Origin of the sequence: Calothrix sp. NIES-2098 (assembly GCF_963875125.1) — a bacterium.
Lineage (GTDB): Bacteria > Cyanobacteriota > Cyanobacteriia > Cyanobacteriales > Nostocaceae > Aulosira.
In genome coordinates this window covers 32,279-45,142 of the sequence record NZ_CAWNKJ010000001.1, presented here as the reverse complement: position 1 = coordinate 45,142, position 12,864 = coordinate 32,279, and the positions used below count along the sequence as shown (strand labels likewise).

Here is a 12,864-nt window from a genome sequence, read left to right as displayed (position 1 = left end):
GAATTGCAAATTAATTAGACAAGAAAAAACCTGACTTTTTCTCGCGTGTTTGTGGATTACCGCCGCCTTTAGATTTACCTAATTGCAAACCTTCATAAGCTAAAGTTAATTCTTCTATAGCAACTGCGTTACCATCTGCTTGTAAGGTTGGTGTTTTCCAAGATATAGGAATAGCACCAATCAATGTCCAACTCATCATCGTTTCGCCAGCTTGGTTAAAAACCAAAATATTAACATTACGCCGAGTAGTGGATTTTTCATCAAAAATTGCATTAATCCAATTCCAAAAACCGGGGTGGTCGGTGACACCGCGTTTAAGAGTGACATCGGCAAATTCTGCGTGTCCTAAATAAATTCTTTGCTGGTCGTTGACACCTCCTTCAAAAAAAACATTTTTTTTCACTTGCATACTTAATCCAGCGCATTCAGTAAAAGATGCAGCGATAGAACTATCGATTTCTACATAGAAATGATTTGTAGTGACATACTTTAACTCGTGAGAAATATTGCCGTTATTACCTTCAGCCATTACAACCACCTTTGATGACTATAGTTATTGAACCTTTCCTTTTGGCAACGCAGGTCTTCAAGTAAAATTTCATATACACGTTCGGTAAGCTTGTGCAAAAGCAATGAGTCTTTAAGATACTTATCGGCTGCTTTAGCTACTTGGCTGGGGTTAGAGGTAATTGACACGCCTGAATAACCAACACTACCCCCAACTTCTCCAATAGGTGTAAAAAAAGTTTGCTTTCCTTCTGAGTCCATAACTAAAAATAAAAAATTCATCCTAAAATCAAGGCTAAAGGTAGTGCATCAGAATCAACACTAGCCAAAAGTCGAACTTGAGTTTTGCCTAATTTAGACTTTGGCAGAGAGAAGCACTATTCTAGATATCTCTACTGATAAAAAATTTACTTGCTGCTTGGGCATTAGGAGAAAAAAATGAAAGAACGCATATTAGCCCAGCGCCAAAAGGCTGACACTACGCCCGTTTCCATACCTACACTCAAGCCAAAACGTGGCTTTGGTTTACAATCATCTGAAGCTTCCCCTCAAACTGTGGCTGAGGTACAATCTCAAAACCAACCCCTCGGTCATGACATTAGCCGCATCTCGCTACGTCCGCAAACCAAACTCGCAGTTAGTCAACCTGGGGATGTTTATGAACAAGAAGCCGATAGAGTTGCGCAGCAGGTAATGCAAACTATGAGTCAGCCTATCCAGCGAGAAGCATTACCAGAAGAAGAAACACTGCAAAAAAAATCTCTAGGAGATTCCATCACTCCCCTTGTGCAACGAGAAGAACTACCAGAAGAGGAAATACAGGCTAAATCTACTGAAGGTGGGACAGAAGCCGCAGCGAATTTAGAATCTTCTATTCAACAAGCACGGGGAAGCGGACAGCCACTAGCAGATAATGTTCGCCAACCAATGGAGCAAGCATTTGGCGTTGATTTTAGCGGTGTCAAAATTCACAATAATACTCGCTCCGACCAAATGAACCAATCTATTCAAGCCCGCGCCTTCACTACCGGACAAGATATATTTTTCCGTCAGGGTGAATATGCTCCCGAAAGTAACCCAGGTAAAGAGTTACTTGCTCACGAATTAACTCACGTTGTGCAGCAAAATCATTAAAACATACGTAGGGTGGGCGATGCCCATCCTACATATACTGTGAAGTATCTCAACTTGACTTTGAAGTACTCCAGCACGATTGTGAAGTACCCCAACACGACTTTGAAGTACCTCAACACGATTGCAAAGTACTCCAAATGACTGTGAACTACCTCAACACGATTGTGAAGTACCCCAACACGACTTTGAAGTACCTCAACACGACTTTGAAGTACCTCAATACGATTTGGAAGTACCTCAACACGACTGTGAACTACCTCAACACGATTGCAAAGTACTCCAACATGACTGTGAACTACCTCAACACGACTTTGAAGTACCTCAACACGACTTTGAAGTACTCCAAATAGATAAGACTTACGCCCACGCTACGAATTCTTGGCGTACTTGGCGTCTAGCCTGCGGGAAGCCACTGCGTGTCTAATGCGGTTTGATAAATTGAGATATTTTTTTAGTTACAAGTCCCTTAGCAGAATTTTAATCTTAGGTCGATGGTAATTGGCAATAGACAAGCCTTATCTTGGTTGTAGCAGTTGATGGGGAATTGGGTGACATGACAAGCGATCGCATAAAAACACAACGCAAAAAAACTACACCCCAAAACGCTACGCAACCATCACTAGCCGCATCAACACCCAATTTCACACCGCCAATTAATACACCGCAAATTCAAACTGCACCAAGTTCTACAGAAGAATTATTGTTAGCAGAAGCTTCTCCGCAAAATCTGGCTGAACATGATATTGGGCGTATTTCTTGCCAACCCCATGTACGTCCTACAACTAACCTTTTGTTACGTCAACTAGATGAAAATCCTCCCCTACAAAGCGATACGCCACAATTAAACAATGCTCAACCAGCAGCCAAAAACCCCTCATCTGGAAGCACTACCATCCAAAATCCTCCCACCCTGCAACACAACACCTATCACGGTAAAAATTTAGACGAAGTTGCCAATAATCTGCCTGATGAAGCTGGCTCTGTGGATTTTAACTTCAAAGTGACTACTCAAGGCGATCCCATAACCCAAGCAAATCTTAACGTCACTCAGGTGATGACCATGCCACGATGGGCAGAACGCAACAAACAATGCCCACCAGTACAACAATCATGGGATAACTTCTATAGCGCGCTGAAAAATCATGAAGATGGTCACGTTGCTATTGATAACAAAGAATTCCCCTCTGCTCATCAGCGCTTTATTGGGAAAGCTACAAGTGATGTAACTAGCGAAAGTGACGCACTGAGAGCTAAAGTCCAAGCAGTACACGACCAGTATGACACCACCACAGATCATGGTCGCAAACAAACTCCTCCCACAGAAATTGATTTATCTGCGGAATGTAGCAAAAAAGCTGAGAAAACTAGTAGCAGTGAAGAACCATCTTCTGAAACTGTGGTGATGGCGAAAACATCCGGTCATAATTTTAGCCAAATTCCCGTACTTCGTCCCCAACTAGGGAATTTCTCAGGACAGGTGATGTTAATTCAGCGTCAAACTCCTGATGCAGGTACAGCGAATAACCCAGGACTGTCACCGGAGGATGCGCGCAGGCTGATGTATGCGAGAACTACTCTGAAGGAAACACCTCCTTTAGATGAAGGTTCTAAGGCAACTCTCAACACTGCAATGAAGGATGCTACAGCCTTTACCTTAATTCAGGAACGGGACAAAAAGGGTGAAGAACTGAAACAAAAAACCGAACAACTGGAACAGTTAAAGCGTGATATCCAAGACTATAGCGGTCGCACCCCAGAAGTTGAAGCCAAAGAAGCTCAAAGAGATTTGTTATCTAATGAAATTAATGCACTAACTGCTGATTTCGAGAACCAAAAAAAGATGGTCGAGGCGGTACTGAAATCTTTAAATGTAGAAGAAAGCCAGTTAGTCAAGTTAGTGACAGAAGATTTCCCGAATATGTTTGTCAACCGAGGTAAGCAAATAGCCTTGGTGCAATTACGACAAAACCGAGAACTTGCGCAAAAAGAAGCAGATAAATATAAAGATATTTGTACGGAAGCAGGTGATAATGGCCCTCAGAAACGCGAAGGACTGCGGAATGCTGCTAAGGATTTAACTGCGCGTACTAAAGAGATTGAAAATTTACAGCTACAACTGCGGGAAGCACACAAAGATTTACCCCCAGGTGGTGTCCCAGAACCAGAACAGGCGAGTTCATCAGCTTATGATTTAGCCCATGAATCAGAAATTCAGCAACGAATTGAACAAAAGCAAAATGAACTAAAGGCACAAAAATCTAATTATGCACTGAAATATCAGATTTTGCTACGAGAAGATATCGATGTAGAAAAATTAGCAACTGCTTCAGATGCAGAGTTAACATCGATTGTTGGTGGCAAAATTGATGAAATTCTCGAAAATATCCGCACTACAGAAGACAATATTAGCCAAGATAAACTGAGGATTTGGCAGTTAAACGATATTGTGGGGATGACGAAACAAGATTTAGGCATAGATCAAAACCCTACGTTATCGTCGGTAATTAACACTCGGATTCAAAAAGAACAGCAAATTAAAGCTGATGAGAAAAGCTTAGAAGATGGACTCAAAGCTTTTGCGATTACAGCAGGTATTATTGCCAGTATAGTAACTCTCAATCCCGGAATTGCAATCGCAGTCGGTACGGTTGTTAGTGCGATTGATGTGGTGGAGAAGGCCTCAACTTATAGCAAACAATCGGCTGCTAGTGATGTAGGTCTCGATCCGGCGATCGCCAAAATGTCAGCCGAAGATCCCCAGTTAATCTGGTTGATAATTGCGATCGCGGATTTTGCAGCCAACGCCTTAATGCTTGCCAGTTATTTTAAACAATTACGCCAAGCCGCAACAACATTAGAAGCCTTTTCCAAAGCAGCAACTAAAGTTTTACCTCAAGAACAAGCACAGAAATTAATTGATATCGCCAAGCGAAATTTGAAACAAGGCTTGAATATTGCCGAACAAATTGAAGCAGTTGGCGCTGCTTTTAGAGATGTCGATCGCGCAAAGGTAGGCTTAGTATTAGCACGCTATACAAATGAAGCTTACACCGCTACCTTTTTGGAACTAACACAACAAGGTAAGATTCTACCAATGACCGAGGAAGCTATTAGGCAAGCTATAAAAAATGAAGCTCAAGCTACAACATTAGTTGGAAAATATATTAACAATCCTAACTTAAAAGCAGGTGGTTTTTACGAACCCAGCACGCGTACAGTGTTTATCGCTGGCGATACTTCAGTTAACGGTGTTGCTGGAACAGTAGTACATGAATTAACTCACCATTTTCAAAGAATTACCGAAGCATCTATCATATCCAATCAAATTTTCTATGCAGAATATCAAGCACATTTGATGCAGCAAAAGTTAATTCAAAAGGTAGCAGCAGACTATGGTAATGAAGTTATTCCTGAAGCATCCCGGTGGTTAATTAATGCAGATGATGCAGAAATTGCTGCTAAAATTACTCAGCGCTATCGTGTTTCTCCCGATCCAGAAATTGGTTTGAATCGTTTACAACAAGAAGAAATTATTCAACAGATGGTTGATATGAGGATGAAAGGAATAGACCGCAAACAACAGCTGATGGAGAAGTTACGCCAGAAAGTAGAGCGATAAGTAGCTCAACTTAATTCAACATAAAATGTCATTACGAGCGTAATACCGTTTCACTTTAATTATGATACAAATACGGTGGTAGGGGCACGAGTAGTTTGTACATCAAACAGAATTGCTATATCTACTACATAACATACGCTGTAAATCGCACGAGATTATCTTGACCGAACTGCAATGAATCGCCATTAAGTAAACGATATTGCACGCCAGGATTTAACAGAGTGTTATTTAAATAAATACCATTTGTACTCATATCAACGATTGTGTACGCATTTTGCGACCAGTCCCAATAAATCCTTGCATGGCGACGAGAAATTATTCCCTCATGGGGAATACCAGTTAAGTCAATTTCTGGCGGAACTGTCATACTTTGACTGCGCCGACCAATGTAACCTGCTTCCCCCGACCACTGGAATTCTCTACCTGTAGAGTGAATTAGCTTCAGCAGTGGTAATCTTGGCGGTGGCGGAGTATACGCAGGCTGTACGGGTGGAACGTAGGGGGGAACTCGTTGCTGATACTCTGTGGAATAATCACCGGGGGGTGGATAGCCAGGTGGATTTGCTACTGGTCGTTTAGGTGGAGTCGGTTGGGGTGGAACAGATGGTGATGGAGTTGCTTGCGGTGGAGTTTGTTGTGGAGGCGTTGGTTGGGGTGGAACGGATCTAGTAGGAGTTGGTGTAGGTGTAATTACATTACCCAAGGGAGTTGAGCACCAAGGGCAAACCTTCGCATTGTTGGGTAAAGCGCGGTTAAAATATTCGCAATTAGGATTAGGGCACCGATTTGCAGGCATAAGTCCTTATTTCATCAGGTATAGGTTGTAAAGGGATAAGACCTACTTTACTAAGTAAACACTGGCCCTGACGAGTAGTTAGTATCTCAGCAAATGTAGACCCGGCTTGGCGACTTTTGTCTTTAGGGTACACCACAAATATAGGGTATCTTAAAGGATAGCTTTGAAAAGCATTAACATCAAAAAAATAGTTATCGTGTTGGCACAGGTCATCTGCGGTATTGATAGGGCGACGTTCGCGACGTTGAAATAGCGGTTGACTAGGTGGCTTGTTACCATCAACGATCGCTAAGGGATAGCCCGTACACTGCGCCCAAGTTTTAGCAATAATCCCAAAACCAATGATGCCTGTATTTCGCCCTTCGAGAATTTCTCTGCGTATCTGATTTTGGGTTTTTGTTGTATCCAATTTTTCTACATTGGCTGCAAATAAAGCTTTATCTTGTGGGTCATTTTTTAACACTATTTCTTGAAATTTTTGTATAGCTTCCGGTTCGGTAGGAGCAAAGGGTTTGACTTCTAAATTAGGAAGTTGAGAATTAATTTGCTGCCAATTGGTAATTTTACCTGTATAAATTTGGCGCAATTGCTCAAGGGTAATTTGTCCTCTTAGAGCATTCGCTAAATTGGAATCTTTTTTATTAAATGCTACATATACAAGTAATCCATCATTGATCGCTGGTTTTTGCTCTAATTTATCTGTTATTTTATCTACTAAACTAGTAATTGCAAAGTCTTTCTTACCACTTGCTAGTTCTTCTAGAGGTTGATTAAGATTATCTAAATCTATCGAAGTAACTGGTTCGTAGTTAAATTCTGCTTTTACTTCTGGTTTGGGATTGATTAAGTAATCTTCTAAACTATTATTGTCAACTTGTTGTTTCAAAATGAAACTCCAGGTTCCATCTCGTTCGCCTGTATAGGTGAATTTGCCTGAAGGCACGTTGTTAACTTCCGAAAAGTTACGTACTAGTCCAAACCAAGGGATATATTTACTATTATCTTCTGGTTGATGACGTTGCCAAAGATAATACCAAATCCCACCTCCTAGGATAAGGAATGCTAAAATTCCTAGCCCAATTAATTTGGTGCGTATACTCTTTTCTTTTTCTTCAGATTCAGGTAATTGTCTTAAACTACTCGCTTGATACTCTTGAGGTAGTTGCAGTAGACTTTCGCGGGCAGATTCAGCAGTTGCAAACGGATTTTCTAATCGTAGTAGGCGGGAAATAAATTTTTTTAAATCGGGATCGCTAGTAGGCCAATGTTCGTTTTCTCTGGGGTCTAGAGGCTGATGAGAATAATCGGTAGTTCTGCCTACCCATAAATAAAAAGCCACTAATCCTAGTGCTTCTAGATCGTACTCGCGTTTGCAAGGTGCAGGTTGGGAAATACTAGGAGGAATAAATACATTTTCCCAGATAGCTAAATCGTCAAAATATATATATTGTTGATTATTTTCAACTTGAATTAAGATGCTATCTAAACTCAAGTTTCCGTGGGCTAGCCCTTGCTGTACTTGATTTGAAGGAAACCGCAGCTTTTGGCTATGCAAAAATTCTAGAGTTTGGAGAGCCTGATTTAATACTTCGCGCACTTGAGGCGCTTTCATTGACCCATATTGGGTAAGATATTGTCTTAAGGTTTGGGCTGTTTCTGTACCTTGAGTAATTAAATAACAGCGTTCTCCTTTTTCATCTGCGATCGCTTCCCAAGTATTCACAAGCCGAAAATTAGGGGTTCTACTATCAGCTAAACTTACCCCTCCCACCCGCTTAAAAGTTTCTTTACGGTCTTGAGTCTCTTTTTCATTAAAACAACGACTAGGTAGCAAGTATTCTTTAATAATTACAGGTTGTCGATCCTTCAGGTGAATACCTGCGTATAACCTACCATTACCCCGCGCTCCTAAATAATTATGCACCTGATAAATACCCAAATTGCCTTTAATCTCAGCTTCCTGCGGTAAAGTAGCCGGAAAACCACATTCCAAACAAAACCTAGCACCTTTGATTTCTTGAGCCGTTTGGAAAGGGCGATCGCAATTCAAAGGCGCATTGTAAGAGCAAGGGTATTCTTGATAAAAATATTCAGATGAAGGCATAAAGGGGAGGCGGAGGGGCAGCAGGGAGAGTGGGGAGTGTGGGGAGTGTGGGGAGAAATGGGACAAGGGAGACAAGGGAGAAATAATTAATTGACTTTTGACTCTTGACTCTGCTTCTTAAGCTTTTACAAGTCCTAACTTGAGGGCGGCTACAATAGCTTGAGTTCGGCTGGTAACTTTTAACTTCTCAAAAATGCTAGTGAGATGAGCTTTTACAGTGGCAACGGTTACATATAAATGCTTGGCAATTTCTTCATTGGAAGCACCTTGAGCTAACCAGTATAAAACTTCTTGTTCTCTTTCTGTTAAGTGTAACTGATGGCAAGCTCTTAATGAGGAATCGGAGTAAGCTTGAAAGAATCTAAAAAATCGGCTAGCAACTTCTGAAGGTAAATAAATTTCTGATTGCATCACAGTTTTAATAGCTTCGCCCAATTGAGTAGCCAAGCGATTTTTAAATACATAACCTGCTGCGCCTGCTTGCATAGCCCGGAAAATCCAATCATCTTCTTGGTGGGCTGATAAAACTAAAACTTTGCCAGTATAAGCAATTTCTTTTAAACGAACTAAAGCTGTAATACCATCACTACCGCTTAATTGTAAATCCAGTAAAATTAAATCTGGAGACTTCTGCTGTGTCAGTTTTAAAACTTGTTCTACAGAGTCTGCTTCACCGACAACTTCTATAGGTAATGCAGCATTAATATTATAAAAATTGAGCAGGGTACGTATGCCTTGGCGAAAACGTTCTTCATCGTCTACAAGCAAAACTGAAAGTTTTTGACTATTAACCATCTTTGACACTCCTAGACATTTTCGGTCGAGGCAATATTACACAAAATTGCGCTCCACCATGTGATACACTTTGTGCCCATAAGTTTCCGCGATGGTCTAAAACAATTTTTTTGGCAATAGTTAAACCCAGTCCCGTTCCTCCGGGACGACGAGAATAAAACGGGGTAAATATTTTTTGAATATCTTCTGGAGATAATCCTTTTCCTTGGTCAATAATTTTAATTAGCACTTCATCTTGAAAAATCTGCCAATTACAAGTAATAGTTGTGGAATTAGGACTAAAGTAAACTGCATTACTCAGCAAATTATCGAAGACTTGCTTCATTTGTAAACGGTCTATTATTAAATTTGTAGATGTATCGGGTATAGAGATTGTAAGTTGCTTTTGATTAATTAGCGGTTGTAATCCTTTAATACTTTCCAATACTAAAGTTCTTAGGTCTTGAGAAGATTTTCTTAATTTCACTCCTTGTCCACAATCTAGTAACTCGTTCAAATTAGTATCCAAATCTTCGATACTTTCACGAATAACTGTTGCTTGCTCTTGGCACTGATTACCTGTTAACCCCAAGTATAAATTATGAGCATAAAGCCCGATCGTTGCTAAAGAATTACGTAATTGATGCCCGACTTTATGCAAAACTTCTTCGAGTAATTGAATTTCAATTTTTTGTTTGCCATATACCAAATACATACTTGCATACTTACCAAGTAGCATTGCCGATTGCTGGATGTATTGTTGTAATTCCTGAGAAAGTGCGCGTTCAGCAATTATTTGAATATACTCAGGTTTTTGATTGCGATAGCCTATAGGGCAGATGTAAGCAATTTCTGAAAAATTATTTAATTTAAATTCTTTTAACTCGAATGCCAGAGGATAGTCACTAAACCACTGTTCTGAACGCAGATAAGCTAATTGTTTTTGTGAAAAAAGAGGTTGTTTTTGAGCATAACTAATTACTTCTTGATGAGCTTTTAAAATGCAATCATGATAAACAATACGTGCAAATAAAATTGGAGACTGACTAGTTAACTGTTCAGATTGTAGTTGGCAAAAACTTTGGATATTGAATGCACTCAAATCATTCAGGTCATGTTCTGCCTGCTGGAGAGAAAAGCCGATTGTCATAGCTTGACTCACTTTTTGTAATAAATATTTATACTTAAGTTAATAAATACACCCAAAAAAATTAGTACTGGCTACTGCTTAACAAAAGAATCCGGTATAAAGGCTGCGATCGCCAACGTAAGTTCAACACCTCCAGCCTCTGTAAAAACTGCCTCTGTATTGCAGAACAGCATAAAACTATACAGAGCAAAAAATATTTAATTTTCTTGAAGACACAATTCAGGAGGCGATCGCTCAGAGAATGTACAACCACCTCCTGGTTAAGAATTTCGGCAGGAGGGAGACTAACTATAATCAAATATTATCATCTGCCCTAGGTTAGGTGTTGGGGGTTTACCAACGTTAATAAGGTGTTGGCTTTTTGAATATTTCTACAATTGGAATAATTAACTTATATAAATAAGCTATTATGCTTAGAATTACTATACTTTTTGATAAAGTCAACCTTACTCAAGAATAACTCTGAGCGTAAATTAACAACTGGTTAAGAATTTTTGTGTTGGGTAGTAGGTAAGCTTTTACGATCGTTAATTACATAAAAAATTAAGATTTGAATTTTCTGCTACTACCCGTAGCTGATTCGTCGCATCAATTCATCTCTAGGCTAATCCTCCAACATCTGCAAAAATTCCGCCTCAGTTAACTGGGTAATTCCTAAAGCTTCAGCTTTGGCTAATTTAGAACCTGCATCTTCACCTACAAGCAAATAATCTGTTTTCTTGCTCACTGAATCTGTCACCTTACCCCCAGCTTTTTGAATCAAGGCTTTCGCTTCATCTCGCTTTAAGGTAGGTAACGTACCTGTGACGACAAAAGTTTTCCCAGCTAGCTTTTGATTACCATCAGCAATTGTTATTTCTTCGGTAGTTGTTAATTGCAACCCTGCGGCTTCTAGGCGAGAAATCAAAGTTTGATTGGCATGAATTTGGAACCATTGGTGTACTGATTCGGCAATTTCGGCACCAATCCCATAAATGCCTTCGATATCTGATTGTCTGGCTTGGGTTAGTTTTTCTACGCTGACAAACTTGTCGGTAATCAATTGGGCATTCACGCTGCCAACATGACGGATGCCTAGACCATACAATACCCGCGACCAAGGTTGATTTTTCGATTGAGCGATCGCTTCGATTAATTTCTGCGCTGACTTTTGCCCCATCCTTTCTAATGCATACAATTTATCTTCTGTCAAGTCATACAAGTCAGCTACAGAATGCACCAAACCCTTATCAACGAGTTGATGTACTAGCTTTTCGCCCATGCCTTTAATATCTAAAGCATCGCGGCTTACCCAATGTTCAATCGCACCTTTGAGGATAGCGGCACAAGAAGCATTCACACATCTGGTAACGGCTTCACCCAACTCACGCACCACTGGCTGTCCGCAGACTGGGCAATGAGTAGGCATGACAAACGGTTGAGTCTCCGGAGGACGGAGTTCTTTGAGTACCCGCACCACCTCTGGAATAATTTCCCCAGCTTTACGAACGATGACAGTATCGCCAATGCGGATATCTAATTGCGCAATGCGATCGCTATTATGTAAAGTTGCGCGGGAAACTGTCGTACCTGCCAATTGTACTGGGCGCATCTCTGCTAACGGTGTTAAAGCCCCAGTTCTACCGACATTCACCGCAATATTTTCCACGCGAGTAGGTGCTTCTTCGGCGGGATATTTTAACGCTACTGCCCAGCGGGGGAATTTCTGAGTAAAACCCAACTGTTCTTGAAGCTTAAAGGAATTGAGCTTCACTACTACCCCATCAGTCATGTAGGGTAAATTCAGTCTTTCTGTATCCCAGTAGTTATAGTATTCGCCCACATCTGCCAAGGAAGGGCAAAGTTTATGGTTGGGATTGACGCGGAAACCCATCTTTTGCAAAAGTTCCAGAGCTTCCCATTGCGTATTGGCAATACTTGCATCATCTCTACCTGGAATGTGCAGAGTGTAAGCAAAGAAATCTAAGCGCCTGCGAGCTACAATTCTAGAGTCTAATTGTCTGAGCGTACCAGCTGCGGCATTGCGGGGATTGGCGAATAATTGCTCGCCTGCTTTTTGCCTTTCCTCGTTGATTTGTTTAAACACATCCAAAGGTAAAAACGCTTCGCCCCGAACTTCTACCTTTTCTAAAATTTCTAAACCTTCAAAGTTTAAGCGCAAGGGAATTGAGCGAATTGTCCGGACATTTTGGGTGATATCTTCACCCATCACCCCATCACCTCTAGTTGCACCTCTGGTAAGAACTCCATTTTGATAGGTAAGTGCGATCGCCGAACCATCAATTTTCAGTTCCGTGACATACTCTACTGACTCAATTTTGGGGGCTTGTCGCCGCCAACGCTGATCCCATGCTTGCAACTCATCAGTATTAAAAGCATTTTCCAAACTGTATAAAGGGATATTATGCCGCACCGATGTAAACTGTGTTGCTGGTCTTTCACCCACGCGCTGAGTGGGACTATCGGGCGTCACCAGTTCTGGATATTGGGTTTCTAGTTGTTGCAACTCTCGATACAGCTGGTCATAAACTGCATCTTCCATGATCGGTGCATCTATAACGTAATAAGCATAGCTAGCTTGCTGCAACAACTGACGTAGTTCTTCTACGCGCTTGATTTCTGGCTGACTTTGTATCATTGACTTTTTGCAAAATCCCTAGCGAATAGAATTTAACGATAAAGCCTGTCGAGGCATGTTTAGTTAGTATAGCTACTGACTTTTATTTTGTGAGTACCAAGATATTTGGGTAAGGTTCAGGCAATTGTCAAAAGATTCACTC

The 12,864-nt window shown here is 40.8% G+C and carries 10 protein-coding genes; 3 read left to right on the top strand and 7 right to left on the bottom strand.

The features are described 5' to 3' along the window. Nucleotides 1–10: 10 nt before the first annotated feature. The gene (locus AACU33_RS00155; RefSeq protein WP_096586486.1) at nt 11–529 is read right to left on the bottom strand and encodes a phage tail protein; all 519 of its coding nucleotides are present in this window, start codon (nt 527–529) and stop codon (nt 11–13) included. Next, nucleotides 529–768 (bottom strand): hypothetical protein, encoded by a 240-nt coding sequence (locus AACU33_RS00150; RefSeq protein WP_096595066.1) that lies wholly within the window; start codon nt 766–768, stop codon nt 529–531. Before AACU33_RS00150 ends, AACU33_RS00155 begins: the two co-directional genes overlap by 1 nt. Before the next feature lie 177 nt (nt 769–945). On the opposite strand from AACU33_RS00150, the gene AACU33_RS00145 reads away from it, so the two are divergent. From AACU33_RS00145 to AACU33_RS00135, 3 genes are all read left to right on the top strand, one after another. After that, complete coding sequence (locus AACU33_RS00145) at nt 946–1,641, top strand: eCIS core domain-containing protein (RefSeq protein WP_096586485.1); 696 nt, start codon at nt 946–948, stop codon at nt 1,639–1,641. A gap of 121 nt (nt 1,642–1,762) precedes the next feature. Further along, complete coding sequence (locus tag AACU33_RS00140) at nt 1,763–2,065, top strand: hypothetical protein (protein WP_096586484.1); 303 nt, start codon at nt 1,763–1,765, stop codon at nt 2,063–2,065. Nucleotides 2,066–2,161: 96 nt separating this feature from the next. Further along, complete coding sequence (locus AACU33_RS00135) at nt 2,162–5,260, top strand: DUF922 domain-containing protein (protein WP_096586483.1); 3,099 nt, start codon at nt 2,162–2,164, stop codon at nt 5,258–5,260. 124 nt (nt 5,261–5,384) lie between these two features. Here AACU33_RS00135 and AACU33_RS00130 read toward each other — a convergent pair whose 3' ends face one another. From AACU33_RS00130 to ligA, 5 genes are all read right to left on the bottom strand, one after another. Next, entirely contained in the window at nt 5,385–6,056 is a 672-nt protein-coding gene (locus AACU33_RS00130) for an FHA domain-containing protein (protein ID WP_096586482.1), read from the bottom strand. Then, nucleotides 6,034–8,160, bottom strand: a complete 2,127-nt coding sequence (locus AACU33_RS00125) for a substrate-binding domain-containing protein (RefSeq protein WP_096586481.1) — start codon at nt 8,158–8,160, stop codon at nt 6,034–6,036. The genes AACU33_RS00130 and AACU33_RS00125 overlap by 23 nt, the downstream gene beginning before the upstream one ends. 117 nt (nt 8,161–8,277) lie before the next feature. After that, nucleotides 8,278–8,955 carry a response regulator transcription factor gene (locus tag AACU33_RS00120; RefSeq protein ID WP_096586480.1) on the bottom strand — a complete coding sequence of 226 codons (678 nt, stop codon included), beginning with the start codon at nt 8,953–8,955 and terminating at the stop codon, nt 8,278–8,280. Continuing rightward, nucleotides 8,948–10,084 (bottom strand): sensor histidine kinase, encoded by a 1,137-nt coding sequence (locus AACU33_RS00115; protein WP_096586479.1) that lies wholly within the window; start codon nt 10,082–10,084, stop codon nt 8,948–8,950. Before AACU33_RS00115 ends, AACU33_RS00120 begins: the two co-directional genes overlap by 8 nt. 604 nt (nt 10,085–10,688) lie before the next feature. After that, on the bottom strand, nt 10,689–12,722 hold the full coding sequence (ligA, locus tag AACU33_RS00110; RefSeq protein WP_096586478.1) for an NAD-dependent DNA ligase LigA: 2,034 nt from the start codon (nt 12,720–12,722) through the stop codon (nt 10,689–10,691). Nucleotides 12,723–12,864 lie beyond the last annotated feature (142 nt).